At 67.0% G+C, this 26321-nt stretch carries 28 protein-coding genes; 10 read left to right on the top strand and 18 right to left on the bottom strand.

Annotation, left to right across the window (positions count from 1 at the left end):
* Positions 1-2 precede the first annotated feature (2 nt).
* The 5 genes from bchI to KBY93_RS04070 all read right to left on the bottom strand — a co-directional run bounded on the left by bchI (position 3) and on the right by KBY93_RS04070 (position 4857).
* On the bottom strand, positions 3-1088 hold the full coding sequence (gene bchI / locus KBY93_RS04090; RefSeq protein WP_255092974.1) for a magnesium chelatase ATPase subunit I: 1086 nt from the start codon (positions 1086-1088) through the stop codon (positions 3-5).
* Entirely contained in the window at positions 1085-2539 is a 1455-nt protein-coding gene (locus KBY93_RS04085; protein WP_255092973.1) for a DUF3370 domain-containing protein, read from the bottom strand. The genes bchI and KBY93_RS04085 overlap by 4 nt, the downstream gene beginning before the upstream one ends.
* A 6-nt stretch (positions 2540-2545) precedes the next feature.
* On the bottom strand, positions 2546-3571 hold the full coding sequence (locus KBY93_RS04080; protein ID WP_255092972.1) for a serine hydrolase: 1026 nt from the start codon (positions 3569-3571) through the stop codon (positions 2546-2548).
* 96 nt (positions 3572-3667) lie between these two features.
* A complete protein-coding gene (locus KBY93_RS04075) occupies positions 3668-4447 on the bottom strand; it encodes an RNA methyltransferase (RefSeq protein WP_255092971.1) in 780 nt (259 codons plus the stop codon).
* An 11-nt stretch (positions 4448-4458) separates the two neighbouring features.
* Complete coding sequence (locus KBY93_RS04070; RefSeq protein WP_255092969.1) at positions 4459-4857, bottom strand: cytochrome c; 399 nt, start codon at positions 4855-4857, stop codon at positions 4459-4461.
* A 73-nt stretch (positions 4858-4930) separates the two neighbouring features.
* Here KBY93_RS04070 and petG point away from each other — a divergent pair, with 73 nt between their 5' ends.
* Positions 4931-5044, top strand: a complete 114-nt coding sequence (petG, locus tag KBY93_RS04065) for a cytochrome b6-f complex subunit V (protein ID WP_006170345.1) — start codon at positions 4931-4933, stop codon at positions 5042-5044.
* A gap of 1 nt (position 5045) precedes the next feature.
* Here the strand turns inward: petG and rsmD are convergent, their stop codons facing one another.
* The 7 genes from rsmD to KBY93_RS04030 all read right to left on the bottom strand — a co-directional run bounded on the left by rsmD (position 5046) and on the right by KBY93_RS04030 (position 11047).
* Positions 5046-5621, bottom strand: a complete 576-nt coding sequence (rsmD, locus tag KBY93_RS04060; protein WP_255092968.1) for a 16S rRNA (guanine(966)-N(2))-methyltransferase RsmD — start codon at positions 5619-5621, stop codon at positions 5046-5048.
* Complete coding sequence (gene hisH, locus KBY93_RS04055; protein WP_255092967.1) at positions 5618-6250, bottom strand: imidazole glycerol phosphate synthase subunit HisH; 633 nt, start codon at positions 6248-6250, stop codon at positions 5618-5620. Before hisH ends, rsmD begins: the two co-directional genes overlap by 4 nt.
* On the bottom strand, positions 6247-7302 hold the full coding sequence (locus tag KBY93_RS04050; protein ID WP_255092966.1) for an LOG family protein: 1056 nt from the start codon (positions 7300-7302) through the stop codon (positions 6247-6249). The genes hisH and KBY93_RS04050 overlap by 4 nt, the downstream gene beginning before the upstream one ends.
* A 35-nt stretch (positions 7303-7337) precedes the next feature.
* Complete coding sequence (gene trxA / locus KBY93_RS04045; RefSeq protein ID WP_006170349.1) at positions 7338-7661, bottom strand: thioredoxin; 324 nt, start codon at positions 7659-7661, stop codon at positions 7338-7340.
* Positions 7662-7874: 213 nt separating this feature from the next.
* The gene (locus KBY93_RS04040) at positions 7875-9038 is read right to left on the bottom strand and encodes a GuaB3 family IMP dehydrogenase-related protein (RefSeq protein WP_255092965.1); all 1164 of its coding nucleotides are present in this window, start codon (positions 9036-9038) and stop codon (positions 7875-7877) included.
* 71 nt (positions 9039-9109) lie between these two features.
* A complete protein-coding gene (locus KBY93_RS04035) occupies positions 9110-9478 on the bottom strand; it encodes a CAAD domain-containing protein (protein ID WP_255092964.1) in 369 nt (122 codons plus the stop codon).
* Positions 9479-9883: 405 nt separating this feature from the next.
* Positions 9884-11047, bottom strand: coding sequence for a homocysteine biosynthesis protein (locus tag KBY93_RS04030; RefSeq protein ID WP_255092963.1), 1164 nt, complete (start codon positions 11045-11047; stop codon positions 9884-9886).
* Positions 11048-11115: 68 nt separating this feature from the next.
* Between KBY93_RS04030 and gyrA the strand changes: the two genes are divergently transcribed.
* Entirely contained in the window at positions 11116-13719 is a 2604-nt protein-coding gene (gene gyrA, locus KBY93_RS04025) for a DNA gyrase subunit A (RefSeq protein WP_255092961.1), read from the top strand.
* The gene (gene crtL / locus KBY93_RS04020; RefSeq protein WP_255093054.1) at positions 13716-14954 is read left to right on the top strand and encodes a lycopene beta cyclase; all 1239 of its coding nucleotides are present in this window, start codon (positions 13716-13718) and stop codon (positions 14952-14954) included. Before gyrA ends, crtL begins: the two co-directional genes overlap by 4 nt.
* A 15-nt stretch (positions 14955-14969) precedes the next feature.
* Here crtL and KBY93_RS04015 read toward each other — a convergent pair whose 3' ends face one another.
* From KBY93_RS04015 to KBY93_RS04005, 3 genes are all read right to left on the bottom strand, one after another.
* Positions 14970-15413: a universal stress protein gene (locus KBY93_RS04015; RefSeq protein WP_255092960.1), complete on the bottom strand. Its 444-nt coding sequence runs from the start codon at positions 15411-15413 to the stop codon at positions 14970-14972.
* Positions 15414-15488: 75 nt separating this feature from the next.
* A complete protein-coding gene (locus KBY93_RS04010; RefSeq protein WP_255092959.1) occupies positions 15489-16508 on the bottom strand; it encodes an acyltransferase in 1020 nt (339 codons plus the stop codon).
* On the bottom strand, positions 16501-18114 hold the full coding sequence (locus tag KBY93_RS04005) for a glycoside hydrolase family 57 protein (RefSeq protein ID WP_255092958.1): 1614 nt from the start codon (positions 18112-18114) through the stop codon (positions 16501-16503). Before KBY93_RS04005 ends, KBY93_RS04010 begins: the two co-directional genes overlap by 8 nt.
* A gap of 78 nt (positions 18115-18192) precedes the next feature.
* On the opposite strand from KBY93_RS04005, the gene KBY93_RS04000 reads away from it, so the two are divergent.
* From KBY93_RS04000 to KBY93_RS03975, 6 genes are all read left to right on the top strand, one after another.
* A complete protein-coding gene (locus tag KBY93_RS04000; protein WP_315856383.1) occupies positions 18193-18864 on the top strand; it encodes an NYN domain-containing protein in 672 nt (223 codons plus the stop codon).
* Between the two features lie 39 nt (positions 18865-18903).
* Entirely contained in the window at positions 18904-20526 is a 1623-nt protein-coding gene (locus tag KBY93_RS03995; RefSeq protein WP_255092957.1) for a 2-isopropylmalate synthase, read from the top strand.
* A complete protein-coding gene (locus KBY93_RS03990; protein ID WP_255092956.1) occupies positions 20523-21356 on the top strand; it encodes a carbohydrate ABC transporter permease in 834 nt (277 codons plus the stop codon). Before KBY93_RS03995 ends, KBY93_RS03990 begins: the two co-directional genes overlap by 4 nt.
* Positions 21357-21490: 134 nt before the next feature.
* Complete coding sequence (locus KBY93_RS03985) at positions 21491-22486, top strand: sodium-dependent bicarbonate transport family permease (RefSeq protein WP_255092955.1); 996 nt, start codon at positions 21491-21493, stop codon at positions 22484-22486.
* A gap of 27 nt (positions 22487-22513) precedes the next feature.
* Positions 22514-22795, top strand: coding sequence for a P-II family nitrogen regulator (locus KBY93_RS03980; protein ID WP_255092954.1), 282 nt, complete (start codon positions 22514-22516; stop codon positions 22793-22795).
* Positions 22796-22815: 20 nt separating this feature from the next.
* The gene (locus KBY93_RS03975) at positions 22816-23463 is read left to right on the top strand and encodes a TMEM165/GDT1 family protein (RefSeq protein ID WP_255092953.1); all 648 of its coding nucleotides are present in this window, start codon (positions 22816-22818) and stop codon (positions 23461-23463) included.
* A 35-nt stretch (positions 23464-23498) separates the two neighbouring features.
* Here KBY93_RS03975 and KBY93_RS03970 read toward each other — a convergent pair whose 3' ends face one another.
* Together KBY93_RS03970 and KBY93_RS03965 are read right to left on the bottom strand one after the other, a co-directional pair.
* On the bottom strand, positions 23499-23852 hold the full coding sequence (locus KBY93_RS03970) for a DUF6464 family protein (RefSeq protein ID WP_255092952.1): 354 nt from the start codon (positions 23850-23852) through the stop codon (positions 23499-23501).
* A gap of 5 nt (positions 23853-23857) precedes the next feature.
* Positions 23858-24643, bottom strand: coding sequence for a TerC family protein (locus tag KBY93_RS03965; protein ID WP_255092951.1), 786 nt, complete (start codon positions 24641-24643; stop codon positions 23858-23860).
* A gap of 60 nt (positions 24644-24703) precedes the next feature.
* On the opposite strand from KBY93_RS03965, the gene KBY93_RS03960 reads away from it, so the two are divergent.
* Complete coding sequence (locus KBY93_RS03960; protein ID WP_255092950.1) at positions 24704-25495, top strand: hypothetical protein; 792 nt, start codon at positions 24704-24706, stop codon at positions 25493-25495.
* On the opposite strand, the gene KBY93_RS03955 is transcribed toward KBY93_RS03960, so the two are convergent.
* Entirely contained in the window at positions 25404-26207 is an 804-nt protein-coding gene (locus KBY93_RS03955; RefSeq protein WP_255092949.1) for a hypothetical protein, read from the bottom strand. The two genes, KBY93_RS03960 and KBY93_RS03955, sit on opposite strands and share 92 nt — an antisense overlap.
* Positions 26208-26321 lie beyond the last annotated feature (114 nt).

The raw sequence follows: 26321 nt of genomic DNA, 5'->3' as shown, positions 1-26321 counted from the left end.
ACTCAGGCCGCCAGAGCTAGCTGGAAGGCGTCGCGGGCGGTGTCCGCCATCTCGAAGATCTTGCAGAACACCTTGATCACGCGATCGCCGGAATCGATCTGCTCCAGCGGATCCTTGCGCAGCCTGTGGCGCAGGCAGCAGGCCACCACCCTGGCCACGTCGTCGTCGCTCACTTCGGTGCGGCCTTCGAAGGCGGCCAGGGCCCTGGCCGCCCGGTTGGTGACGATGTCGCCGCGCAGTCCGTCCACGTCCAGCTCGCCGCACACCGCCGAGATGCGGATGCGCAGATCAGGGTCGATCAGCACCTGGGGGAGCCGCTGCTGGGCCACCACCACCCGCTCCTGCAGCGCCTCCTGGGCTCCCTGGTGATGGCTGTTGAAGCCGTCAGGGTCGCTGTCGTAGCCAGTGCGCTGATCCACCACCTGCACCCTCAGTTCCGGATCGCGCACCGTGCGCACCTCCACGCTCATGCCGAAGCGATCGAGGAGCTGGGGGCGCAGTTCCCCTTCCTCGGGGTTGCCCGAGCCGATCAGCACGAAGCGAGCCGGATGGCGCACCGACACCCCCTCCCGCTCCACCGTGTTCCACCCGGACGCGGCCGAATCCAGAAGCACGTCCACCAGGTGGTCGTCGAGCAGGTTCACTTCATCGACATAGAGCAGGCCCCGGTTGGCCTTGGCCAGCAGGCCCGGCTCGAAGGCCCGCACCCCTTCGCTCAGGGCTTTCTCGATGTCGATCGTGCCGCAGAGGCGGTCTTCGGTGGCGCCCAGTGGCAGATCCACCATCGGCACCTGGCGCCGCTCTACCGGCAGCGTTTCGCCGCTCTCAGCCCGCTGGCGCACCTCGGCGCTCTGGAGGTCGGGGTCGCTGGGGGAGCTGTTGTAGGGGTCGCCGGCAACGACATCGATCTCCGGCAGCAGATCCGCGAGGGCGCGGATAGCGGTGGACTTGCCCGTGCCCCGGTCGCCCATGATCATCACCCCACCGATGCGTGGATCGATCACGTTCAACAGCAGGGCAAGCTTCATCTCCTCCTGGCCGACGATGGCGGTGAAGGGAAACGCCCTGCGTTTGCGGGTCTGACTCACGGACGGGGGGCCGGCACGGATTCGGATTGTTTCACAGCTGCCTGTGGGAGCGCGGGAGCGGGCAGCAGGCTCAGCACCTGAGGCGGCGTGGCGTCGGCGGGGTAGATCAGTCGCACCCTCACCTGCCGCTGCTGTCCGGGGGCCAGGCTTATGCGTCCAAGGCTGGGGCCCTTCTCTCCCTGGCGCTGCACGAGATGGAACCAGCGCCGACCGGCGGGGCGGCCCGCCGGCCCATCGAGCCCACTCACCTCCACCGTGCCGCGGAACATCACGGCCCGCGGCGGGTTGAGGTTGAAGCGCAGGCCACCTTCGGCCCTGTCGGTCTTGCGGGGGGATTCCAGGGCCAGATCGAGAGCCACTGGCCCCTTGCTGTCGTTCACCAGGGGGAGGATCAGGTCGTACTCCACGCCGTAGTTGCCGTGGGCGGCCCAGGCGGTTCCCGGGTAGAAGGCCTTCAGCTCAGCAGTCTGGACCTGACCGCTGCCCAGGCTGCCCCGCTCCAGCGAGGCGATAGGCCAGGACACCGGCGCACTGCGAACTGAGAGCAGCTTGCTGCCTGGATCGGTGAGTTGGGCACTCCAGCGGCTGCCGGTCTGCACCCCGCTCACCCTCGAGTAGATGATGCCCCCGGTCTGCCCCCTGGGCGTGGGCAAATGCTCTTTGGCGCTGAGCCCGGCGCGCAGCAGGCCGCTCCAGACTTCCGGCCCCGGCGCCTGCTCGCCACCGAAGGCGGCCAGGGTGGCCAACTGCACGGGGCCGTCACTCTCCAGCCGCAGTTGCAGGTTGCGGCCATTGAGCAGGGGATCTAGCCCTTTCACGGGTATCGGCAGGGCCAGCATGGTGGTGAGCTGGCCAGGGGCCAGGGTCCATTCCTGGGGAATCCCTGCGCCTCTGCGGTTCTGGAGCAGTTCAGCCGCCACACGTGAGCCGGGGCCGGCAAACACCGAACTGCCGTCGTGGGACATCAGCGCAGGCAGAGGCAGGAAGGGGGCCGCCGGTTGGCTTGGATCACTCGACTGGGAGAGGGCCGTGGATCCGCCCAGCACCCGCAGCCGCACCGGCTTGCTGTTCACTGGGGCCGCCACCACCCCCAGCCAGAGCACCGAGTCGAGGGTTTCGGGACGCCCGGCATAGACGTGGTGGCTGAACAGGTCGAAGCGTCCTTGCAGGGGAACGTTCAGGTGAGCGTCGGGGCTCGAGAACGGCTGGCCCGAGAGGGTCCCGCGGCCGTTGAATGTGGAGAGCAGAATGCCGGGCTGGATGATCAGCTCGGGGTTGTTGTCGTTGACGACGGGCACCCGGTCGAGCCCGCCGCCTAGAGGACGCACCTGCTGGGTCCTCAGCTCGGTGGTGGGGGCCGGTGCCGGGGCTGCTGGGGCCGGTGCCGCTGCTGGGGTCCGGGCCGCGCCGGCCGAGAGCAGCAACCCGGCGGCCATGGTCAGGAAAGGCATCAGGGCTCAGCGGGGTTGGGATGAGGGGTTGCTGCGACCCACGAGGGTCTCGCTCACGGCGGCGGCCATGGCGCGGATCAGATCGGTGGAGCGGGGGTCGTTGAACGGGCCTTTGACCATGAACCCTGCCACGGCTCTCTTGCCGTTGGGGAGTTCGATCAGCCCGGCGTCTGAGTAGGCGATGCCGATGTCGCCGGTTTTGTTGAGCACGGTCACTCCCCGGGCCATCAGCTCGCTGTCGGGGTCGCTGGAGGTGCCCCCCAGACCCTTGAGCAGACCTGCGGGCAGCAGGGTGTTGGTGCGGGAGGTGGCCATGATCGTGCGGAAATGGTCGCGGGCCCGGGGGCTGAGTTTCTCGCCGATGTCAACCAGGGCGATCGAGCGGGCCAGGTCGCGGGGGCTGGTGGTGTTGGTGCCCTCGAGATCGGGCAGCCAGTTGTTGATAACCGTGGCGGGAAGGCCCAGGGCCTGGAAGTGGGCATTGGTGGCGGCCTTGCCCCCGAGCCGCTTGATCAGCAGATTGGTTGCGCTGTTGTCGCTCACCCGGATCATCTCGGTGGCGGCCTCATAAAAGGGGAAGCGGGTGCCCAGCGGCCGGCTGGCCATCCAGCCGGCTCCCCCACCCATCACCTCCTTTGTGAGGGGCAGCGGCTCGTTCCAGCGCAGCTTGCCGGCGTCCAGGTCGTCGAGGGCCGCCAGCAGGATCGGGGTCTTGATCGAGCTGGCCGCTGGCAGGGGTGTGTCGGGATTGAGCTGGGCGAAACGGCCGTCATCGAGAACCAGCAGGAAGCCGCCCACCTTGAGATCCTTGTGCTCGGCGGCCAGGGCCTTCCAGCTCTGGCTGAGCTTGGTGAGCTCCACCCTGGGCTCGAAGCGGCCCAGGGCCAGGCCCCCCTTGGGTGTGGGCACCGGTGAGCTGGCGCTGCTTGCCTTGGGGGCTTCCATCGCCCCCTGGGCCAGCTTCGGAGCCAGTTGTTTCAACGCGGTGCCGGTGAGTACCCCGAGGCCGAGGCCCATCACCAGCAGGCGCATGACGAGGGCGAGGGGTTGGAACCAGCCGGGGGATCCGGAACGGGGGGAGCGACCCGTACGCACGATTCAGCCAGGGGCGACGGAGATGGCAGGACCTTAGGGGGTTCCCCGCTGGCTGGCCCAGCGCAGCTGACGGACCATGCCCCGGACCAGGGCCACTTCCTCGGCGCTGATCTGGGCACGCTGCAGCAGCGCCCGCAGCTTGGCCATCCGGGCATGGGCCGTGTGAGGGAGCACAAACCCCACTTCCAGCAGCAGTTCCTCGGCATCGGCGAGGGCGGCTTCGAGCAGCTCCCGAGCAGCGGGTTCTGGCCCGATCGACTGGGCCGGGCCGGCTGGTCGGCTTTCAGTGTCTTCCAGCTGGCAGCGGCGCAGTTCGTGCAGGGTGATGGCAACCGCATGGGACAGGTTGAGGGAGGGGTAGCCGGCGTCGGTGCCGATCCGCAGGATGCGGCCCGCCTGGAGCAGTTCGTCGGTGCTCAGGCCCCGGTCCTCCCGCCCGAAGACCAGCGCCCCGGCGCTGGTCCGTCGCGCTGGCCCAGGCCGGCTCGGGCTCGGGTGACCCAGCAACCAGGGGATGGCCTGGGCGGGCCCTTCGATGGGCACCGCCTGCGAGTCCACTCGCCCGTTGGCAGCGACCACCCGGGTGCGGTCGGCGATGGCTGCCGCCAGATCCGGATAGACCTTGGCAGCTTCAAGCAACGCTCCAGCGTGAACGGCCATGCGCCGGGCTTCCTCGCCGAGGTGATCGCAGCGGGGGGCCACCAGCCGCAGGTCGTGAACCGCGAAATTGGCGCAGAGCCTGGCCACACTGCCCACATTCAGGGGGCCGGCGGGTTCCACCAGCACCAGGGCCAGTTCTGGGTAGTCGGGCACCGAGCCGGCACTCACTCCAGGGTGTGCAGATGGGCCAGCAGGTCGGCCATGGCCTGGGGTTCGGGCTGGAAGCGCGGCATCGGTGGAGTGCGGCCGCTCACCACCTGGCGGATCAGCTGGCGGTCGTTGCGGCGCTGGCTCACCCCATGCAGGCTGGGACCCACCAGCCCCTGGGCGGCGATGCCGTGACAGCCGGCGCAGTTCATCCGAAACAGCCGACCACCAGTTTCAGGGGAGCCCGAGAGTTCAAGAGTGCGGCGGGTGTACGGGTCGCTGCGGGCTGCTGGAAGAATGAGCAGCAGCAGCAGGATGCAGCCGGCTGCTGCCAGCAGCACCAGGGCGGTGATCAGGCCCTGGCGCTGAACCGGCGCCTGGGGGGCCTCCAGGATGGTGGAAGGATCGCCGGTCACGGATCACTCGGAAGACCCTCCCAGCCTGCCTTGGCCGTGGGAGAATTGCGGAAGGCAAATCTTCCGGCTCCCGATGATTGAACCCCTCCTCTGCGGCATCGTTCTGGGTTTGATCCCGATCACCCTGGTGGGCCTGTTCGTGGCGGCCTGGAACCAGTACCGCCGTGGCAGCGCTCTGGGCGGCTGAGTCAGGCTGCAGGCACCAGGATCATCAGGCCGCAACTGCCATAGCGCCGCTGGTCGCTGAGCTGCCAGCCGGGAGGCACCTCCGGATATGTGTCGCTTGAGCATTCCCACAGCAGCCGTCCTCCCTCGGCCAGCCAGCCGGACGCGGCCACAGCCTTGGCGATAGGGGCATAAAGATCTGATGCGTAGGGGGGATCTGCGTAGATCAGATCGAAGCCGCTCGCCGCTTGCTCCCCCAGTTGTTGCGCTGGGCCATTCATCAGCCATTGCGGCAGGTCGGCTCTGATCACGCGTAGGTCGCTGGCCGGATTCATACCAGCGTTGACGGCCTCCAGATTGCGCCGGGCGATTCCAAGGGTGGTCCGGTCGTGATCGAGGGCCACCACCAGCTTGGCGCCCCGTTGCAGGACCTCGCAGCCCATCACCCCGCTGCCGCAGCAGAGATCGAGCCAGCGGCAACCATTCAGTTCAGTCGCCAGCAGGTTGAGCACCGCCAACCGCACCCTGGAGCTGGTCGGGCGGGTGTGCTGCCCTGTCGGGCTGAGCAGTTTGCGACCGCCACTCAGCCGCAGGCTCATGCCCCGTCCTTTCCCACCCAGCCCAGCCAGCGCTCAAGCATGCGCTGGCCTTGGGGACCAGACTTTTCGGGGTGAAACTGGCAGGCCGCCAGGGCTCCCTGCCACACCGCCGCGGTCACAGGCTGATCGGCGAAAAGCACCTCTGCCGTGGTGCAGGCCGGGTCATCGGGAGCGGCGGCGTAGGAGTGCACGAAATAGACCCAGGCGGCTGAATGTCCCTCTGGCAGCAAGGGGCTCGGATTGGAGGAGATCAGGGGGGCCCAGCCCATGTGGGGGACCGGATGCCTCGGGGTGGCCGGTAGGGACCGCACCCTGCCCTTGAGCAGTCCGAGGCCTGCTGCTTCTCCCTCCTCGCTCCCCTCGAACAGCAACTGCAGCCCCAGGCAGATCCCCAGCAGGGGGCGTTCCCTGGCGCTCCATTCCCGCACTGGATCCGCCAGCCCGGCCTGGTGGAGGCGTTCCATGGCCGGATCGAATGAACCCACTCCCGGCAGGATCAGGGCGGCGCAGGCCTCCATCGCGGGGGCGTCCAGTACGGGAATCAGCTCGGCGCCTAGACGCTCCACTGCCCGGGCCACCGAATGCAGGTTGCCCATGCCGTAATCGATCAGGCCGATTCGCAGGCTCATGGCTGTGGCTCCAGGCAGCTGCGTTGCTCCGGATGGATCAGGTCGTCGCAACGGGGCAGATCGAGGGCGTTGATGGCGGCAATGAGCTGGTAAAGGCGGCCGACGCGGCGTTGATCAAAGTCGAATTGGAGGCAGGGCCGCAGGCGATCATTGTCGTCGCAGCTTTCCCCCAGCTCGAAATCGCCGCTTCGCAGCAGATCCTGGAAGCCGGAGCGGATGGCCAGCAGATCAGCCTCCGCCAGAGGCACGTGCAGCAGCAGCTCCAGCCCATCGTCGGTGACGCGGGTGGTGTGGAACACCCGGTAGAAGTGGCGGATCAGCTCGATCGCCTCGCTGGCACAGCTGGCCTGGCTGAGCAGGCCCCTGTCGTCTGGACCGATCAACCCGTCGCGCTCGAGGCCGGTGAGGAGTTCCTGAGGCCAGCCCTGCCAGAGCTCATGGCCAGGCGGCGCCAGCAGCACCACCGGAATCGGAGCGGTGCGTCCTGTCTGGATCAGGGTGAGTGCTTCGAACAGTTCATCGAGGGTGCCGAAGCCGCCGGGGAGCACCACTAGGGCATCGCTCTCTCGCAGGAAGAAGAGTTTGCGTGTGAAAAAGTAACGAAAATGAACCAGGCGGTCGCCGGCTGCTGCGACGTAGGGGTTGGGTTCCTGCTCAAAGGGCAGCTGGATGTTGAGCCCGAAGCTGTGCTCCGCTCCCGCTCCCCGGTTCGCCGCTTCCATAACCCCGCCGCCAGCGCCGGTGATCACATCGAAGCCGCTGGCCATGGCCTCACGACCGACCTCCTCGGCCAGCTGGTAGGTGGAGCTTTCCGGCAGGCTGCGGGCCGATCCGAACACCGCCACCTTGCGGGTGGTGCGGTGCGGATGGAAGGCAGCCAGAGCCTCATGCAGATCGCTGAGGGCACCGCAGATCAGCTGCCAGTCGTCGGTGTCATCGGCGATGCTGGCCATCTCCAGGATCGAGTGGAGCGAGCGCTCGATCAGCAGGCGATGGGGGTTGTTAACAAGGGAATGGCCCAACCCCTCCAGTGAGGGAGAGGCGGGGGTCATCAATGACGCTGAGGCGGGGGAAGCGGAGGGAATGCTCAGAGGTATTTGGCGATCGTGCCGGAAAGGGTGTTCTTGGGAACCGCGCCCACCACGGTGTCCACTTTCTGCCCACCCTTGAAGATCATCAGGGTGGGGATGCTGCGGATGCCGTACTGGCTGGCGACGTTGGGGTTCTCGTCGGTGTTGAGCTTGTAGACCTTCAGCTTGCCCTCGAATTCCTTGGCGATTTCGTCGACGATCGGGGCCACCATGCGGCAGGGACCGCACCAGGGGGCCCAGAAATCGACCAGCACGGGCACGTCACTCTTGAGCACATCCAGCTCAAAGGAAGCATCGGTGACGGCAGTGGCGCTGGACATTCGAGGGAGGAGACAAGGTACCTGGAATCTAGCAACGAGGACCCGGAATCCCCGCTGACGGCGGAGCAACCGTAGGAAGACAAAATGCCCGGACGCGCCGGGCGGGTTGGTGTGAGGAGTGTGCGAGCCGGAGCCCCCACACCTTGAGGTTAACGCCCATCTTCGCCGGGATTCTGTCGTTTCGGGCTGGAATCAAGAGCCCAGGTGCGGGGGCTACTTGCCCATGCCGAGCTGCTGGGCTTTCTGGTACACCTTCCCCTCGGTGAGCAGGGATGGGGCCACCACCACCTCGACCTGCTGCATCTCCTTGATGGTGCGTGCACCAAGAGTGCCCATCGAGGTTCGCAGGGCGCCGAGGAGGTTCTGGGTGCCGTCGTCGAGGCTGGCCGGCCCGCGCAGGATCTTCTCCAGACTGCCGGTGGTTCCCACACTGATCCTGGTGCCCCTGGGCAGCACCGGACTGGGTGTGGCCATGCCCCAGTGGAAGCCACGTCCGGGGGCTTCGCTGGCCCGGGCGATCGGCGAGCCGATCATCACCGCATCGGCGCCGCAGGCGATGCATTTGCAGATGTCACCACCGGTGACAATGCCGCCATCGGCGACGATCGGCACGTAGATACCTGTCTCCCGCTCGTGATCGTCGCGGGCGGCAGCGCAATCGGCGACCGCCGTGGCCTGGGGGATGCCCACGCCCAGTACGCCCCTTGACGTGCAGGCGGCGCCGGGGCCGATGCCCACCATCACGGCGGCCGCGCCCGCGCGCATCAGCTCGAGAGCCACGTCATAAGTGACACAGTTGCCGATCACCACGGGAATGCCGAAATCGCGGCAGAGCCTGGCCAGATCGAGGGTCTCGCGTCCGGCCGGGCCGATGTGATCGGTGGAGACCACGGTGGCCTGGACGAAGAAGAGGTCGGCGCCAGCTTCTGCTACCACCTGGCCGAAGCGCAGGGCCGCGGCTGGGGTGGCGCTGACGGCGGCGATGCCACCGGCGGTCTTGATCGCCGCGATGCGCTGGCGGATCAGGTCCTCACGCACGGGCTGGGCGTAGAGCTCCTGCATCAGGGGCACGAAGGCCTCCTTGCCCACCTCAGCGATGCGATCCAGGATCGGATTCGGGTCGTCGTAGCGGCACTGGACCCCCTCCAGGTTCAACACCCCCAGTGCCCCGAGCCGGGAGAGTTCCACAGCCATTGACACATCCACCACACCGTCCATGGCGCTGGCGATGATCGGGATTTCCCTCTCGATGCCGCCGATGCTCCAGCGGCTGTCGGTCACCTCGGGATCCACGGTGCGACCGCCGGGCACCAGGGCGATCTCGTCGATCCCATAGGCGCGGCGGACGGTTCGGGATCGGCCTAACTGAATGGACACCACTGGGGTTTCTGCAGTCGGGACAAGCTATCAACCGGTCTGGCCCGCTCCAGGCTGCAATGAACCTGGCCTCAGGGCTGGCCGCGGAACGACGCCCAGCGCTCCCTCCAGGAGGCCAGCAGCGTCTGACGGTCGCTGCTGCGCACCAGGCGCGTGAGCACGAAGCGGCTCAGCCAGAACACCCCGGCCAGCTCCAGCAGGCCGGGAACCAGGGGCAGGCTCTCAATCGCTCCCAGCAGGGCGGCGTAGATCCTGAGCAGCAGCAGCAGGACCACAAAGCCCGCCAGCAGCTTCAGGGGGCCGCTGTACTGCTTCAGCTGCTGCTGGAGGTCACCGCGACTGAACCAGTCACGGACCTTGCCCATGAGCAGCTCCCACTCTCCACCTGCGTCCCCGTCGATGCCTGCTTCACTGGCCGGGATGTGCAGGGTTGTCGCCACGGCTGGATCGGCCGAGGGCTCAACAAACGATGCTGGCGCAGGTTCAGGCTCAGAAGGTGGTGGCGTATTGAGCTCCTGGACTGGTTGGGGGTCTTGTTCTTGCTCGGGGACCGCTGTGGGCTCGGGTTCTGGAGCTGGTTGAGGTTCGGGCTCCACGGCGGACTCTCCGCCGGCGCTCGGCTCGACATCAGTGGTCACCGCTTCGTCCGGGGCTGATGGACTGGGGCCAGGCTCAGCGCTGAGTTCAGCCTCACTGAGTGGGGGCGTTGATGGCAGGTCCTGGCCCTCTTCGGGCTCATGGGACGCAGCAGAAGACTCGACCACCGGTAAACGCGCGAAAACGCCGGTGGAGCTTACGCCGTTTCCTCCGGCTTGTCCCTGCCCCTATCCCCGCCGCTGCTGCGCTCAGCCTTCGAGCGGGATCAGGCCCGGGCGATCACTCAAGGGGAGCAGGGGAAGCCTCAGGGGAAACGAGCCATCGCGCAGGCGCTGGATCAGCACGGAGCTGATCTCCTCGGCCAGGCGGGGGCTGTGGGCAGGTGCGCAGCGCAGGCGGCGGGCGTCCACCTGGATCTGGCCGGTGAGCAGGTGGCTGTAGGGAACGAAGCCGAAGCTCGGTCGGATGCGGCGGGGAATCGAGAAATCCAGCACGGGGGCCTCGAGCTGGTCGTCGCGGCAGGCTGCCTGGCGAGCCACGGCCAGGTTGACTAGGGGAACCGGTGCCGCGATCGCCACCAGCAGGGCACTGCCATGTCCTTCGAAGTGGCAGGGGCGGATCCACTCAGCCCTGAGCTCCGCCAGATCGACGCTCACCGCCGCCACGGCCCCCGGCCCGCGGGCATGGCCGCTCGGCAACCGCCGGATCTGGGGCTGGTGGCCGCTGCCGGCTCCGATCACCCAGCCGATCGCTCCTCCCACCAGCACTGGCGAGCCGGGGCCGAGCAAGCTGAGTCCAGGCATGGTCAGACCGATGCTGCGGCAGCCGCCACTGCTGTAAAGAGCGCTGCCGTAAGGGCCCAGCAGGGGGCCGTAGGGGCTGTGGGTGACCCCTTCGGCGCTGCTCACCGCCACGATGCCGTTCTCGCTGATGGCGCGGTGCAGCAGCAGGCGTGCCACGCCCAGGCGTTCGAGCTGGAGGCGGGTCTGGAGCTCACGGCGAGGGTGCAGGGCCGTGCCTTCACCGCTGGCCACCAGCTCCACCTCCTGGCCAGCCAGCAGCTTGCCCAGCACCTGGGCGCCGCCCCGGCGCTCCGGGTCCGAGATCCCGCCTCCGATCGGCAGAGTCAGGCCACCGCTGCCGCTGGCCCCCAGGGCTGTGACCCCGTCCAGCCGCGCTTCGCGCAGGCGCATGGGTGGATCACAGGGGCCGAGGCTGAGCTGGAGCGTGGCCTGGTCGGTGAACTCGGCATTAGCCGCTACCACCACGTCGGTGCAGGCATAGGCCGCCTCCAGTCCCTCGGCGGCCACCAGGGCACGGAAGTCCATGCCGCTGAGCACCGCCAGGTCGCCGGCGTTCTGGCGCTCCCGCAGCTGCGCTTCTGTGCGGGAGCGGGGGGGGGCAGAGCCCATCGGCGCTGGCAACCACGAAGGGGTGGACCCAGCCTCGCTTAACCTGGCCTTCGGCATTGTGGTGCGAGATGGCGGATCCAACGGGTCCCGGCGAGTCCGACGGACGGATCATCCAGACCGACCTGCGCAATGAGATGTCGCGCTCCTACCTGGAGTACGCGATGAGCGTGATCGTGGGCCGGGCTCTGCCCGACGCCCGCGACGGGCTCAAACCGGTGCACCGGCGCATTCTCTACGCGATGTATGAGCTCGGCCTCACCAGCGACCGGCCTTACCGCAAATGCGCCCGGGTGGTGGGCGAGGTGCTTGGTAAGTACCACCCCCATGGAGATACGGCCGTCTACGACGCCCTGGTGCGCATGGCCCAGGACTTCTCGATGCGCATGCCGCTCATCGATGGCCACGGCAACTTCGGCTCGGTCGACAACGATCCCCCGGCCGCGATGCGGTACACCGAATCGCGGCTGCAGGCGCTCACCACAGACAGCCTGCTCGAAGACATCGAAGCGGAAACCGTCGATTACATCGACAACTTCGACGGCTCCCAGCAGGAACCCACGGTGATGCCGGCGCGGGTACCGCACCTGCTGCTGAATGGCTCTTCGGGCATCGCGGTGGGCATGGCCACCAACATCCCGCCCCACAACCTCACCGAACTGATCAATGGTCTGCTGGCCCTGATCGCCGATCCAGAGATCGAGGAAAGGGCCTTGCTGGCCCTGATTCCAGGTCCTGATTTTCCCACCGGCGGTCAGATCCTTGGTCGCCGCGGCATCCGCGAGACCTACACCACCGGCCGCGGCTCGGTGACGATGCGCGGTGTGGCATCGATCGAAACGCTGGAAGTACCCGGCCGGCCGGATCGCGACGCGGTGATCATCACCGAGCTCCCTTATCAGACCAACAAGGCGGCGCTGATCGAGCGCATCGCCGAGATGGTGAACGACAAGAAGCTCGATGGCATCTCCGACATCCGCGACGAGAGCGATCGCGACGGCATGCGCATCGTGATCGAATTGCGCCGGGATGCCTATCCCCAGGTGGTGCTGAACAACCTGTTCAAGCTCACGCCCCTGCAGAGCAACTTCAGCGCCCACATGCTGGCGCTGGTCAACAGCGAACCGGTGTTGCTCACCCTGCGGCGAATGCTGGAGGTGTTCCTCGAGTTCCGCATCGAGACGATCGAGCGGCGCACTCGCTACCTGCTGCGCAAGGCGGAGGAACGGGATCACATCCTGCTGGGTCTGCTTCTCGCCCTGGATCAGCTTGATCCAATCATCGCTCTGATCCGGGCGGCCTCGGATGCGGCCACGGCCCGGTTGCAGTTGCAGGAGCGCCATGGACTCAGTGAGATCCAGGCTGATGCGATCCTGCAGATGCAGCTGCGCCGGCTCACGGCTCTTGAAGCCGATAAGATCCGCCTGGAGCATGAAGATCTTGTCACTAAGATCGCCGACTACAAAGATATTCTGGGCCGGCGCGAGCGGGTGCTTGGACTGATCGAAGCCGAGTTGATTCAGCTGCGGGAGCGCTATCCGTCGGAACGTCGCACCGAGATTCTTGATCTTGAGGGTGGACTTGAAGACATCGATCTGATCGCCAATGAGCGTTCCGTGGTTCTGCTCACCGAGAACGGCTATCTCAAGCGCATGCCGGTGAGTGAGTTCGAGGCCACCAGTCGCGGTACCCGCGGCAAGGCCGGAACCCGCAGCCAGGGTGAGGAGGCCGTGCGCCTGTTCATCAGCTGTAATGACCACGACACCCTGCTGTTGTTCAGCGATCGCGGTGTGGTTTATGCCGTTCCTGCCTACCGGGTGCCCGTCGGCAGCCGCGGTGCGAAGGGCACCCCTGTGGTGCAGTTGCTGCCGATTCCCCGTGAGGAGCAGATCACTTCGCTGGTGGCGGTGAGTGCCTTCGACGACGATGTTCAATTGCTGATGCTCACCAGCGGCGGCTACATCAAGCGCACTCGGCTTTCGGCCTTCGCCAATATCCGCTCCAACGGTCTGATCGCGATCAGTCTTGAAGATGGTGATGCACTGCGCTGGGCGCGGCTAGCCCTGCCATGCGACAGCGTGCTGATCGGCTCGCTGAAGGGGATGACCATCCACTTCCGCCTTGTTGATAGCGAACTGCGGCCCCTGGGTCGCACTGCCCGGGGCGTGCGCGCGATGGCGCTGCGGCCGGGGGATGAGCTGGTGAGCATGGACGTGTTGCCCGCTGAACTGGCCGATCAGGTGGCCAGTTCGGCCGCGTTAGAAAGCGACGAGGAGGAGGAGGCTCCGGAAGCTGGCGTCAGCGCCGAGGGCCCCTGGGTGCTGGTGGCGTCCGCCAGTGGGCTGGGCAAGCGGGTGCCGGTGACCCAGTTCCGTCTGCAGCGCCGGGCCGGCCTGGGCCTGCGCGCCATCAAGTTCCGCCGCGACGGGGACGTGCTGGTGGGGTTGACGGTGATGGGCCCAGGGGAGGAACTGCTGCTGGTGAGTGAGCGGGGCGTGATCGTGCGCATGCAGGCCGATGCGATTCCCCAGCAGTCGCGGGCCGCCACGGGTGTGCGCCTGCAGAAGCTCGACAGTGGTGATCGTCTCAGTGAGGTGGTGCTAGTGCCGCCGGCCCCTGAGGACGAGGAGCTTGAAGGCACCCCTGATGCCTCCACGACACCGGAGTCCCCCTGACGCTTCCCGCCGCGGCCGATGTGCTGGTTCTCGGTGCCGGGCCGGCGGGACTGGCGATCGCCAGTGAGCTCGTCGAGCTTGGTCTGAGGGTGATGGGGCTGGCGGCTGACGATCCCGCCAGCCCCTGGCAGAACACCTACGGCATCTGGGCCGCCGAGCTCGACCAGCGCGATCTCGCCCATCTCCTTGAGCATCGCTGGTCGAACTGCGTCAGTTATTTCGGTGCTGATCCAGTGGCCCTCGGCCACGACTATGGCCTTTTTGATCGCGCCAAACTCCAGGCTTACTGGCTGGGGCGCTGCTCCGGCATGGACTGGCGGCGGGGACTGGCTGCTGAGCTGATCCACGACGCAGAGGGCTCCCAGGTGACCACCCGGGAGGGGGAGGTGCTTAGGGCCCGCCTGGTGATCGACACCACCGGCCACGACCCGGTGTTCGTGCGCCGGCCGGCCCTTGGACCCGTGGCCGCCCAGGCTGCATACGGAATCGTGGGCAGCTTCACGGCGGATCCCGTGCCTCCAGGCCAGTTCGTGCTGATGGACTACCGCAGCGACCACCTGAGCCAGGAGGAGCGAGAGGGTCCGCCAACCTTCCTGTACGCCATGGACCTGGGAGAGGGGCGATTCTTTGTGGAGGAAACCTCCCTGGCCCTGGCGCCACCTGTGCCGATCGAGGTGCTTCGGGATCGTCTGCTGAGGAGGCTGGCCCATCGGGGCGTGGCGGTACTGCAGGTGGAGCACGAAGAGCGCTGCCTGTTCCCGATGAACCTGCCGCTGCCCGATCTCAGCCAGAGGGTGCTGGGCTTCGGAGGAGCCGCCAGCTTGGTACACCCCGCTTCGGGCTACATGGTGGGCTCCCTGCTGCGGCGTGCCCCGGGCCTGGCCGCTGCGATCTTCGCGGCCCTGGCCCGGCCTGAGCTCTCCGCCGCCCAGGTGGCCGAGACGGCCTGGGGCGCCCTGTGGACCCCGGAGCTGGTGCGTAAGCACGGCATTTACCAGTTCGGCCTCGAGAAGCTGATGCGTTTCTCCGAGCAGGATCTGCGTGCATTCTTCAGCACCTTTTTCGCCCTGCCCGAGCTGCAGTGGTACGGCTTTCTGACCAACACCCTCAGTCTCAGCGAATTGGTGTCGGCGATGGTGCGCCTGTTTGCTCAGGCGCCAGCCGATGTGCGCTGGGGGCTGATGCAGCCGAAGGGGCGCGAAGCGGGGTTGCTCTGGCGAGCCCTGCGGGGTTAGCCGCCCTGCGGACGTTCAGCGGAACACCAGGACCGGCAGGGTGGCATGGATAAGCACTCTCTGGGTCTGGCTGCCCAGCAACAGTCCACTAAGGCCCCGGCGTCCATGGGAAGCCATGAAGATCAGATCACAGCCGTGGTGAGTGGCCGCCTCGATGATGGCCTCATGGGGGAGATCGTTGATCACTCCCTCACTGCTGCAGGGCACACCGGCGCTTTCAGCCACAGCCTGGGCTTCCGCCAGAATCCGCTCGGCATTTTCCCGTGCCACCAGGCTGAGGTGCTCCAGTGTGCTGGCATCGAGCATGGTTCCGGTGCCCACCATCGACACCGGCAGAACACTGCGGGCATTCAGGAAGGTGATACGGGCACCCATCTCCTTGGCGAATGCCACGGCCCCATGAACAGCCTTCAGGGAGACTTCGGATCCGTCGATGGGAACGAGCAGATGTGAGTACATGGCTGGAGGCCTGGGGTATGGCAAGCCCGAGGAAGTCCTTGCCAAGGAGCGTACGCGGGCTGGTGCCCGAGATCTTCAGCCAGGGGCGGTGGCTGGCCGCTGAAGCCTTTTCACAGCGGCGTCGTAGAGGGCTTGCCCCGTCCAGGAGACCGCCACGATCACCGGCAGGGCCAGCAGGAGCAGCACGGCGAGCTGAGGGCTTGCGCTGCTGGGGAAACCGCGACTGGTGAAGAGCAGGAAAATGGGCCGGTGAAAGAGGTACATGAAGAAACTGGCGGTGCTGATCGCCAGGATCAGGGGGGGCAGACGCAGATGGCGGCCCCAGCGTTCACAGACCAGAAAGGTCAGCAGTGGACCGAACACGGCCAGGGGGATGGCATTGAGGCTCTCGTCGATCCGGGCCTGGTGGTGGAAGGAGAACAGGGTGGCCGCCACGGTGGCCAGGGCCGTGAGGGCGATGTTGCGGCCGCTCACCCGCGGCTCCACCAGCGAGGGGGAGAGCACCAGGCCTGCAATGAAGGACGGGAAGTAGAGGAACAGGCGCGGATCCACCCCATCCAGCAGCTTGCCCAGCAGCACGTTGAGGCCGATGATCCCGGCACACACCACCAGCCGGTTCGATGTCCAGCGCCAGGGCGTCTGGCTCAGGCTGTGCACCAGCAGCAGCAGCAACGGGGCGAGCAGATAGAACACCACGATCATCGAGATGTACCAGAGGGTCAGGGGTGGCTCCAGGCTGAAACTCGCAGTCAGCAGCGCTGCCCCGGCGAACTGCCCCGGCTTGAGCAGTCCGCAGAGATCGAAGAGCAGCAGGGCCGCCAGGTAGGGGGGATAGATCCGGACCATCCGTCGCCGGTAGAACCGCCAGACCTCGGCTGCGTTGGTGATCCGGGCCCTGCCGATCAGATGCCCCGAGATGAATACAAACAGCCCCAGCACCACCACTGTCAGCCGGTAGGTGAGGTCGTTTTTGTAGCCATCGATCGAGGGGGCGTAACCCAGCAGGTGCCAGAAGCCAACGATCCAGAGGATGCAGGTGGCGCGCATCAGATCGATGGCCTGGTCGCGCCGGCGCGGGGCTGGTGAGTCAGGCATGGGTGATGGGTCGCTCGTCGGTTGGTGGAGAGGTCTGCTGGCCGCTGACACTGGCCCAGTCCGCCGCGTTCAGCTGGGGAAAGAGACCATCGTCGGTCTCAATGCTCTCGATCCAGCCATCGGGCAAGGCCGCGCCGGTGTCGATGGCATGCATCAGCCGCCAGAAACGATCGAGATGACGGTGGATCCTCTCCCGGGCCAGTCCGGTGGTGGTGCCGGCCCGAAGGATGAAACTCCAGTCTGAGCTCTGGGCCAGCAGCAGCTCCCGTCCCGCCTGGGTGAGCAGCCTCCTCTGGTGATCCGAGGCCACGCCGCCATTCACCCGCTTCACCATCGCCGCGGAGGCGCGATGCCACTCCGGCACGACCCAGGCATTGCTCTGGTGGAGCCAGTAGTGGTGGTAGCCGCCCTGCCCCCAGCTCGATGGGGAAGGACGGCAGACCTGCAGGGGCTCCTCCCGCATCAAGGCGCCGCGCAGGCTGCTGAACTCCACTCCTGCGGCAGGAGCCTGGCGGAACAGTTCGGCGAGAAATCGGGGACCCTCGTACCACCAGTGGCCGAACAACTCCGCGTCGAACGGTGCCACCAGCAGGGGGGGACGGGCCATGGCCGCAGCCAGGCTTTCCAGCTCCTCGCTGCGCCCTGCCAGATAGGCGCTGGCATGCTCCACTGCCAGCTGGGCGGCTGCCTCCGGGTCGTAGGGCAGTTTCTGATCGAGAGCAGAGCCCTGGCTGCTGACTCTGTGCAGTTTCAGCCCCAGGGGCCTGGCCGTGCTGATGCCATGGGCGTGCAGCTCCGCTTCGGGCAGATCCCAGCCCAGGTCGCGGTGAAATTCCCTGTAGCTGCCATCGCCTGGATAGCCTTCCGAAGCCGACCACACCGGCAGGGTGGCGGCGCCATCGCGGGCAAAGAAGGCGATGCCGGCAGGCGAGCAGATCGGCGCGTAGACCCCGTAGCGCGGCCGCGGCAAGGCATGCAGCAGGCCATGGGCATCGAGCACCGAGTAGCGCAGGCCGCACTGCCGCAGCAGCAGATCAAGACCTTCGTAGTACGCGCACTCCGGCAGCCAGATCCCGAGCGGCCGCTCCCCCAGCAACCGTTGGTGCTCGCGTACGGCATTGATCAGCTGGGCCCGCACGGCTTCGGGGCTGTGGCGCAGCAGCGGCAGGTAGCCGTGGGTGGCTGCGCAGGTGAGCAGGTCGAGCACTCCGTCCTGCTGCAGCTGCCGGAAGCGGTGCAGCAGCTGGCCGCCGCTCTCGATCCAGCTCTGGCGGGTGCTCTCCAGGGTCTCGGCCAGGGCGGTGGCAGCGCTGCGGTGGCCGGATGGGGCCTGCCGCAGTAACAGTTGGCGCTGGGCGAGCCAGGCGGGGAAGCGCGCGATCAGCACTGGATCGCTGATCAGGCTCAGCAGGGTGGGCGAAAGCCCGAGGCTGAGGCAGGGCCGCTGGGCAGGATCATCCCGGCTGTCTTCCAGCACCTGCAGCAGCGGCAGATAGCTCTCCAGCAGGGCCTGGAAGTACCAGTCTTCCTCCAGGGAGCCGGGCTGGCTGTCCCGAACAAAGGGGAGATGGGCATGAAGGACCAGGGCCAGGGTGCCTGTGGCCATCGACCATCCATCAATGAAGCCACCTTACGGGGCACCCATCTGTGAGTCCTGAAGATCACACTTCTCTACGCTGAAGCGATGAGGCGAGATGGGTTGCAGGTGGATCAAGGCAAGATTCGGCGCGTGGTGATCGTGGATGGCCACGGCATGTTCTATGCCCAGCAGAAGCTGGGCTGGTTCTTCGATCCACGCCGGCTGCTGGAGTTGGCCACCGCCGACCCCGGCGTGGAACTCGATGGCGCCTACTGGTACACGGGCCTGAAGGATCCTGCCGATCAGCGGCCCTTCCGTGATGCGCTCACCAGCCTCGGCTACACGGTTCGCAGCAAACCTCTGCGGGAGTTCGGCGCGGATCCCGACCACCGCCAGTTCGCCCGGGCGAACCTGGATGTGGAGATCTGCCTGGATCTGATGATGGTGGCCCACCGCCTCGATGAGGTCTGGCTCCTCAGCGGCAGCCGGGATCTGGAGCGGGTTGTTGAAACCCTGCGGGCGAAGGGAATCCGGATCACGCTGCTCAACGCCGATGGGATGGTGCCCAGGGAGCTGCGCAACGCCGTGGATGTCTTCCTGGATCTGGCCGGCTGGCGCAAGCAACTGGAGAAGGCCGAAGCGGTTCAGCCGCCGGTGTTTCAGCGGGGCCTGGAGAGCCCGGTGAGGGTCGAGCCGCTGAGCCGGGAGCTGGTGCGCCTTCCGCAGGAGGCTGGGGAGAGCCGTGCCAGCCAGGTGGTGATCTCCCCGCCCCTCTAGGATCGGTTCAACTCATAGTCACATCGACTTGCAACGGTCATGGCCAAGGACCCGGGCCGCGTACTGATCTTCGACACCACCCTGCGGGATGGTGAACAGTCCCCCGGCGCCAGCCTCAACCTGGAGGAAAAGCTGGCGATTGCCCAACAGCTCGCCCGCCTGCGCGTCGACATCATCGAAGCCGGCTTCCCCTTTGCCAGCCCTGGTGATTTCAATGCTGTCCAGCGCATAGCCGCTGCCGTCGGCACCCCCGACGGACCGGTGATCTGCGGTCTCGCCCGGGCAGCCCGCGGCGATATCAAGGCCTGTGCCGAGGCGGTGGCCCCCGCAGCCAATCGCCGCATCCACACCTTCATCGCCACCAGCGACATCCATCTGGAGCACAAGCTGCGCAAAAGTCGTGCCGAGGTGGTGGCGATCACCGCGGAGATGGTTGCCTATGCCCGCTCCCTCGTCGATGACGTGGAATTCTCCTGTGAAGATGCGGGCCGCTCTGATCCCCACTACCTCTATGAGGTGATCGAGGCCGCCATCGCTGCCGGCGCCACCACGATCAACATCCCCGACACCGTGGGCTACGCCACTCCGGCCGAATTCGGGAGCCTGATCGCCGGCATCAATGTTCACGTGCCCAACATCGATCAGGCGGTGATCTCCGTGCACGGTCATAACGACCTCGGTCTGGCGGTGGCCAACTTCCTCGAGGCGGTCAAGAACGGAGCCCGCCAGCTGGAGTGCACGATCAACGGCATCGGCGAGCGGGCCGGCAATGCCTCGCTTGAGGAGCTGGTGATGGCGCTGCACGTGCGCCGCGCCTACTTCAACCCCTTTCTCGGCCGAGAGGCCGGCAGCAGCGAGCCGCTGACGGGGGTGCGCACCGAGGAGATCTACAAGACGTCCCGCCTGGTGAGCAACCTCACCGGCATGGTGGTGCAGCCAAACAAGGCGATCGTGGGTGCCAACGCCTTCGCCCATGAATCGGGCATTCATCAGGATGGTGTTCTGAAGAACCGCCTCACCTACGAGATCGTCGATGCCCGCACCATCGGCCTGGCCGACAACCGCATCTCCCTGGGCAAGCTGAGCGGCCGCAGTGCCTTCCGGGCGCGCCTGGAGGATCTGGGCTACAGCCTCGATCGCGACGACCTCGACGAGGCCTTCGCCCGCTTCAAGGAACTGGCTGATCGCAAGCGGGAAATCACCGACCGGGATCTGGAGGCGATCGTCAGCGATCAGGCCCAGCAGCCCGAGGCCCGCTACGTGCTCAAGCTGGTTCAGGTGAGCACCGGCACCAACCTGCGGCCCACGGCCACCGTCACCCTCACCACCAGTGATGGCGCCGAGCTGACCGAAGCCGCCATCGGCACCGGTCCGGTCGATGCCGTCTGCCAGGCCCTCAACAGCCTGGCGCGGGTGCCAAACGAGCTGGTGGAGTTCAGCGTCAAGTCGGTCACAGGCGGCATCGATGCTATGGGGGAGGTCACGATCCGCCTGCGCCATCAAGGGGTGCTCTACGCCGGCCATGCCGCCGACACCGACATCGTGGTGGCCGCGGCCCAGGCCTTCGTCAACGCCCTCAACCGGCTGGTGCATGGCATGGAGCGCCAGCCCCTGCATCCCCAGATGGCGTCTGTGCCGGTGGCGGAGCTGCCGCGGCTGTGAAGGAGCAGCGGCCTCTCTGGGCGAGCGCCCTGCAACTGGGTGCTTTGTTGCTGCTGGCCCTGCTGATGCTCGTGCCCCTGCTCTGGCTGGTGAGCACATCGCTCAAGGGGCCCGCCGAAGACATCTTTTCAACCCCGCCGTCCCTGATTCCGGCCCAGCCGAGCCTGGAGGCCTACGGCCGCCTCTTCGCCGACCATCCCCTGGGCCTCTACCTGTTCAACAGCACGGTGGTGAGCCTGCTGGCGGTTCTGGGCAACCTGCTGTTCTGTTCGCTGGCGGCCTATCCGCTGGCGCGGATGCGCTTCGCCGGTCGGGGCCTGGTGCTTGCCCTGGTGGTGGCCACCATCCTGATTCCCTTCCAGGTGGTGATGATTCCCCTCTATCTGATGATGGTTCAGCTAGGCCTGAGAAACACCCTCTGGGCTTTGATTGTGCCCCAGGCAGCCACGGCTTTCGGCATCTTTCTGCTCCGTCAGAGTTTTCTCGGTGTGCCTGTGGAGCTGGAGGAGGCGGCCCGCATCGATGGCTGTACCCCGTTGGGCGAATGGTGGAATGTGATGATCCCCGCCGCCCGGGCCGACCTGATCACCCTGGCGATGTTTGTGTTCATCGGTACCTGGAGTGATTTCCTCTGGCCCCTGGTGATCCTCGATGACCCCAGGCTCTACACCCTGCCCCTGGGACTGCAGCAACTGGCCAGCAGCTTCTCGCTCGACTGGCGGCTGGTGGCGGCAGGGTCGGTGGTTTCGATTCTGCCGGTGCTTGTGCTGTTCGTACTGCTGCAGCGCTACATCCTCCCCAGCGCCAGCGGCGATGCGGTGAAGGGCTGAGCCCCCCGATTCTCGAACTGCGGCGCTGACTGGTCTCTGTCGTTTCGATCTGTGCTGATCCCATCGGTCGTCCGGCCCCTTCCAGGCAGCGCCGATAGTCTCCCGGTCACGTTCAGCAGGTAGCCGGGCCGCCGATGGAGACCAGCCTGGTTCTGCAGAACCTGCTCTCGCCACCGGTGCTGTTCTTTGCACTCGGGGTGATCGCGGTGCTGGTGGGATCCGACCTGGAGATCCCGGCACCGCTGCCGAAGCTGTTCTCCCTTTATCTGCTGCTGGCGATTGGCTTCAAGGGGGGTGTGGAGCTGCTCCGCAGCGGCCTCGGCCCCCAGGTGATCAGCACGATCGCGGCGGCGATGCTGATGTCGGCTCTGGTGCCCCTCTACAGCTTCCTGGTGCTCAAGCGGCAGCTCGACACCTACAACGCAGCCGCGATCGCCGCCACCTACGGCTCCATCAGTGCTGTCACCTTCATCACGGCGGAGAGCTTCCTGGGCCTCACCGGCATGCCCCACGACGGCTTCATGGTGGCGGCCCTGGCGCTGATGGAATCCCCGGCGATCATCGTCGGACTGCTGCTGGTGAAGCTGGCTGGGGGGAAGCAGTCGCCGGGTGAGGGGCAGGGCATGCGCTGGGGCGCGCTGCTGCACGAGGCGTTCCTGAACAGCTCTGTGTTCCTGTTGGTGGGCAGCCTGGTGATCGGTGTGCTGGTGGCGGGCTACAGCCCCTCGGGTCTGGAGAAGATGGAGCCCTTCACCGGCAAGCTCTTCTACGGAGCCCTCAGTTTCTTCCTGCTCGACATGGGCATCGTGGCGGCCCAGCGGGTGGCAGATCTCAAGCGGGCCGGGGCCTTCCTGATCGGCTTCGCCGTGCTCATGCCCCTGTTCAATGCCGGCGTGGGGCTGGCGGTGTCGTGGCTGCTGGGGCTGCCCCAGGGGGATGCGCTCCTGTTCATCGTGCTCAGCGCCAGTGCCTCTTACATCGCGGTGCCAGCGGCGATGCGGATGACCGTGCCCCAGGCCAGCCCGAGCCTCTACATCTCCACGGCCCTGGGGGTGACCTTTCCGTTCAACATCATCGTGGGCATCCCGCTTTACATGGCGATGGTGAGGCTGGTCATCCCTGCCGTCTGATTCCTGTCTGAGTGTCCGGCTTTTGCTATGCAACGTCTTGATCTGATCTGCAGTGAACGGGAACTCGAGAAGGTGGTGCAACTGATCGATGCCGCCGGCGCCCCCGGTTACTCGGTGGTCCGTCATGTCACGGGGCGCGGGCCCCATGGCTCGGTCTCGGAATCGATGGAATTCAGTGGCCTGGGCGCCAACGTCCACGTCATGGTGTTCTGCGAGAACGAGGCGATCGAGACCCTCCGCCAGGGTCTGCGGCCGATCCTGGAGTACTACGGAGGAGTTGGCTTCGTCTCCCAGGCCGAGCCGCTCTGAGCACCAGCCCCAAACACTCCATGGCCAGCGATCCCGCCATCGCCGCGTTCGGCTCCAGCTTCACGGCGATCACGCTGGCGGAGCTGGGGGACAAGACCTTTTTCGTGGCCTTTCTGTTGGCCGCCCGCCACCGGGCCCGCTGGGTCTTCATCGGGGCATTTGCAGCCCTGGCGGCCGTCACGCTGATTTCCCTGGCCCTGGGTCTGGGGCTGCGCAGTTTGCTGCCGCCTGAGCTGGTGCCCTGGCTGGCGGCCGTGCTCTTCGGTGGGTTCGGTCTGAAGCTGCTGATCGATGCCCAGGCCATGGGTGACCAGGCCGCCGAGCAGGAGGCCCAGGAGGCCGAGGATCTGGTCAATGCCGCCGAAGCCAGCCAGGACCAGAGCCGGGCGGGGGGCTGGCTGGTGGTGCGTGAAGCCTTCCTGCTGGTTTTCATGGCCGAACTGGGCGATCGCACCCAGTTCGCCACCGTCTTTCTGGCCACGGCGCCAGGGTTCACCTTCAACGCACTGCTGGCGGGAACCCTGGCGGGTCATGCCCTGGTGACGGGTCTGGCGGTTGGGGCGGGCAAATGGATCGGCCAGCTCCTCTCCGAGCGTCTGCTTTACCGGCTCAGTGGGGGCCTGTTCCTGGCGTTTGCCGCGGTGGCCCTGCGCCAGGCCCTGAGCTGAGGACGTACTGCTGAGGACGTACCGCTGAGCCCGCTTCAGCTCTGCCGGCCGCTGTGATGGGCGCAACGCTCGCAGGGGCCGTCCGGGAGCACGGCACAGCGCAACAGCGGTGAACGGGCGTTGTAGCGGCAGCTGGGGTCGCCGATCACCCAGCCTCCGTTCCACCAGCGAGCCTCCCTGGGCTGGCGCTCCGCTTTCACCTGCAGGGCCACCGTGGCCAGTTCATAGCGTCCATTGCGCAGCTGGTAGCGGTGGTGCCGCTGCAGCACCAGGAAACTGCGGCTTCCATGCAGAAACCAACGGCCGGGCTGGGGAATCTCACCCAGCTCATCAAGCTCGAGCTGGGCAAGCAGCAGGCCACTGCCGGCCTGGCGAAGTTCGATGCGCAAGGGCTTCAGGGGTTCACCTCACCGGTCTCGCCGCTCACTCGTCTGGAGAACCCCCAGAGGAACAAACCCGCCACCAGCAGCAGCAGGGTCCACTCAGGTGGTACCAACTGGGGCAGCCCGAGGCGGAGCAGCAGGCGCAGCCCCACCAGGCCGACAGCCAGGTACCCGGCCCGCTCCAGGTTGGTGTACACACCCAGCCAACGGATGAACAGCTCGGCCGTGAGGCGCAGGGCGACCACCCCGATCACCCCGCCGGTCATCACCAGCCAGAGCCGATCACTGACGGCCACCGCGGCGGACACGCTGTCGAGGGAGAAGGCGAGGTCGGTGACCGCCAGGGTGAGCACCACGGACCCCAGCCCGCCAGCGCCGTGATGGCCGCCCGAGTCGTTGGCCGCCTGGGCATGAAGCGCCGTGGCGGCGGCAGCGTCGCTGGCGGGCTCCGGCCCGTCGCCGCTGGTTTCATCGCCGGGTTGCAGCAGGTTGCTCCCGCACAGCCAGAGCAGATAGCCGGCGGCGGCCAGCTGCAGGGGCCAGAAGTTCAGCACCCAGCGGGCCAGCAGGATCAACCCCAGGCGAAAAACCAGGGCCAGGCCCAGTCCGAGGTTGAGGGCCTGACGCTGGCGTTGCGGATCATGCAACCGCCGGGAGATGGCGGCCAGGGCAATGGCGTTGTCGGCGGAGAGCACCGCTTCGAGAGCCACCAGCAGCGGCAGCAGCAGCAGCAGCTCCCCCCACTGATCCGCCCCTTCCAGCAGGGGAGTGAGGGAGGGGATCGACTCCGCTTCCATTGGCGTGCAGCGGGTTCGGTGGCGCCACTCTAGAAAGTCACTGTCACCGGCTCCCCTGCCATGCTGCTTCGGGCACGACTGGCCCATGCCGATTCCGGCCAGCGGGTCGTGGAGGTGAGTGCCTGGGAAGACGGCCGTTGCCTGGGCAGCGCCCTCGGGGAGGCGCCAACGGCCGAGGCCGCTGAAGACCGTGCGCTGCAGCGGCTTCTGCGGCGGCTGCAGGACCCTGCCCGGCTGTCACAGCCGATCGGTGCTCACCAGCCGGCTGTGCAGCCAGATGAGCGAACGGCTCCACCAGCACCACCAGCACCACCATCGGCACCTTCAGCGCCTTCAGCGCCTGCTCCGGCCCTCGAAGCCCCCGCGGCTCCTGGCCGGCCGGCTGCTGCGGAAGCCGAACCGCTGGCTGATCCCGACGACTGGAGTGAGGAACTGGCCGAGCTGGAGCGGCTGCTGAGACAGCTGGGCTGGGAGCGGGAGCAGGAGTCGATCTACCTGGAGCGGGCCTTCGGTCATCCCAGCCGCAGCCGCCTGATCCGCTACGCCGATCTGCTCGCCTACCTCGGCGCCCTGCGACGGCTGGAGTCTGGGGTGGATCCGGCCCAGGCCGCCCTGCCCCTGCGCCGCGCCGACCTCCTGCGAAGCTCCGATGTGCTGCTGGCGCGGCTGGGCTGGGGAGCGGCGGAGGGGCGCGCCTTGCTGGAGCGCGACTTCAACCTGGCCAGCCGTCAGCAGCTCAGCGACGACGATCTGCTGCGCTTCAACGAACTCCTGGCCCAGCGCCTGGAAGCCCCCACCGCGCCCTGCCCGGAGCACGACATTCCTTCGCCAGCAGGGTCGGCCCCAGGCTGAGCTGGTTCTGGTTGGCATAGGCCTCCTGCTCCAGTCGGATCTCAGTGGGACTCGCATTGGCATAGACCGGATCCTCCAGATGGCGCTGGCTGATCGGATCCAGCACCATCGATAGACCGAGCAGGCTGGGCCGGGCCCCCAGACCGCCACGACGGCAGCTCTGGGCCACGTGAATCGCCTCATGGTTGAGCACCCTGGCGAACTCCACGCTCCCCTTCTCGATCACATCGGGGCGGATGCGCAGGGTGCGGGCTGCCGGTTCCCATTCCCCTGCGGCCCGAGCTTTGCGGGGCGGTCCGATGACCACCTGCACCCCCGCCCGCTCGAGCATGGTCAGCAGGCTGGCGATGGCGTCGTGTTCCGCCTGGTAGCTGGGGGGATTGAGCCGCAGCGCCTCGATCTGGGCGATGGTCAGCGGCGGATCCTCGAGGCGCCTTTTGTAGACATAGCGGATGCGGCCGTTGCCGAGGGGCTCGGCCCGTGGCAGCCAGCTCTGATCGGCTGTCCTCAGCTGGGCCAGAAGCTCAGGCAGATCAACGCTGGTGAGCACCCGATCGCCGGGCCGCGGCGGCTGTGGACGGCTGGCAAGCACCACCTCTTGCAGCTGGACGGTGAGGTCGTGCAGAGCCAGGAGAGTGTCGTTGCGGCCTGGCTGGGGTGAGAGCAGCGCCAGGGCGGCCAGAGCGCCCCCGGCGCTGAGGGCCGCGCCCATCAGTAGAGCACCGAGCCCCCACGCGGATCTTTGGGGCCTCTGGCCACTGGAGCGGCGGTCTGGGCGAGATCGGCGCGAGGGACGGCGGGCGTTGCTCATGACGGCGCCAGGCGC

It is taken from the genome of Synechococcus sp. J7-Johnson (assembly GCF_024345795.1).
In the GTDB taxonomy this organism is placed as follows: Bacteria; Cyanobacteriota; Cyanobacteriia; order PCC-6307; family Cyanobiaceae; genus Regnicoccus_A.
Note: the sequence above shows the minus strand (reverse complement) of the source record. Positions and strands in the feature narration are given on the sequence as shown.

What these genes read in the sequence shown, in the direction of transcription:
- KBY93_RS04085 (WP_255092973.1), bottom strand. Translation starts at nt 2,539, where the DNA reads ATGCCTTTCCTGACCATGGCCGCCGGGTTGCTGCTCTCGGCCGGCGCG.
- KBY93_RS04080 (WP_255092972.1), bottom strand. Translation starts at nt 3,571, where the DNA reads ATGCGCCTGCTGGTGATGGGCCTCGGCCTCGGGGTACTCACCGGCACC.
- petG (WP_006170345.1), top strand. Translation starts at nt 4,931, where the DNA reads ATGATTGAACCCCTCCTCTGCGGCATCGTTCTGGGTTTGATCCCGATC.
- rsmD (WP_255092968.1), bottom strand. Translation starts at nt 5,621, where the DNA reads ATGAGCCTGCGGCTGAGTGGCGGTCGCAAACTGCTCAGCCCGACAGGG.
- hisH (WP_255092967.1), bottom strand. Translation starts at nt 6,250, where the DNA reads ATGAGCCTGCGAATCGGCCTGATCGATTACGGCATGGGCAACCTGCAT.
- KBY93_RS04050 (WP_255092966.1), bottom strand. Translation starts at nt 7,302, where the DNA reads ATGACCCCCGCCTCTCCCTCACTGGAGGGGTTGGGCCATTCCCTTGTT.
- trxA (WP_006170349.1), bottom strand. Translation starts at nt 7,661, where the DNA reads ATGTCCAGCGCCACTGCCGTCACCGATGCTTCCTTTGAGCTGGATGTG.
- KBY93_RS04030 (WP_255092963.1), bottom strand. Translation starts at nt 11,047, where the DNA reads ATGGGCTCTGCCCCCCCCCGCTCCCGCACAGAAGCGCAGCTGCGGGAG.
- gyrA (WP_255092961.1), top strand. Translation starts at nt 11,116, where the DNA reads ATGGCGGATCCAACGGGTCCCGGCGAGTCCGACGGACGGATCATCCAG.
- KBY93_RS04015 (WP_255092960.1), bottom strand. Translation starts at nt 15,413, where the DNA reads ATGTACTCACATCTGCTCGTTCCCATCGACGGATCCGAAGTCTCCCTG.
- KBY93_RS04010 (WP_255092959.1), bottom strand. Translation starts at nt 16,508, where the DNA reads ATGCCTGACTCACCAGCCCCGCGCCGGCGCGACCAGGCCATCGATCTG.
- KBY93_RS04005 (WP_255092958.1), bottom strand. Translation starts at nt 18,114, where the DNA reads ATGGCCACAGGCACCCTGGCCCTGGTCCTTCATGCCCATCTCCCCTTT.
- KBY93_RS04000 (WP_315856383.1), top strand. Translation starts at nt 18,193, where the DNA reads ATGAGGCGAGATGGGTTGCAGGTGGATCAAGGCAAGATTCGGCGCGTG.
- KBY93_RS03995 (WP_255092957.1), top strand. Translation starts at nt 18,904, where the DNA reads ATGGCCAAGGACCCGGGCCGCGTACTGATCTTCGACACCACCCTGCGG.
- KBY93_RS03985 (WP_255092955.1), top strand. Translation starts at nt 21,491, where the DNA reads ATGGAGACCAGCCTGGTTCTGCAGAACCTGCTCTCGCCACCGGTGCTG.
- KBY93_RS03980 (WP_255092954.1), top strand. Translation starts at nt 22,514, where the DNA reads ATGCAACGTCTTGATCTGATCTGCAGTGAACGGGAACTCGAGAAGGTG.
- KBY93_RS03975 (WP_255092953.1), top strand. Translation starts at nt 22,816, where the DNA reads ATGGCCAGCGATCCCGCCATCGCCGCGTTCGGCTCCAGCTTCACGGCG.
- KBY93_RS03965 (WP_255092951.1), bottom strand. Translation starts at nt 24,643, where the DNA reads ATGGAAGCGGAGTCGATCCCCTCCCTCACTCCCCTGCTGGAAGGGGCG.
- KBY93_RS03960 (WP_255092950.1), top strand. Translation starts at nt 24,704, where the DNA reads ATGCTGCTTCGGGCACGACTGGCCCATGCCGATTCCGGCCAGCGGGTC.
- KBY93_RS03955 (WP_255092949.1), bottom strand. Translation starts at nt 26,207, where the DNA reads ATGGGCGCGGCCCTCAGCGCCGGGGGCGCTCTGGCCGCCCTGGCGCTG.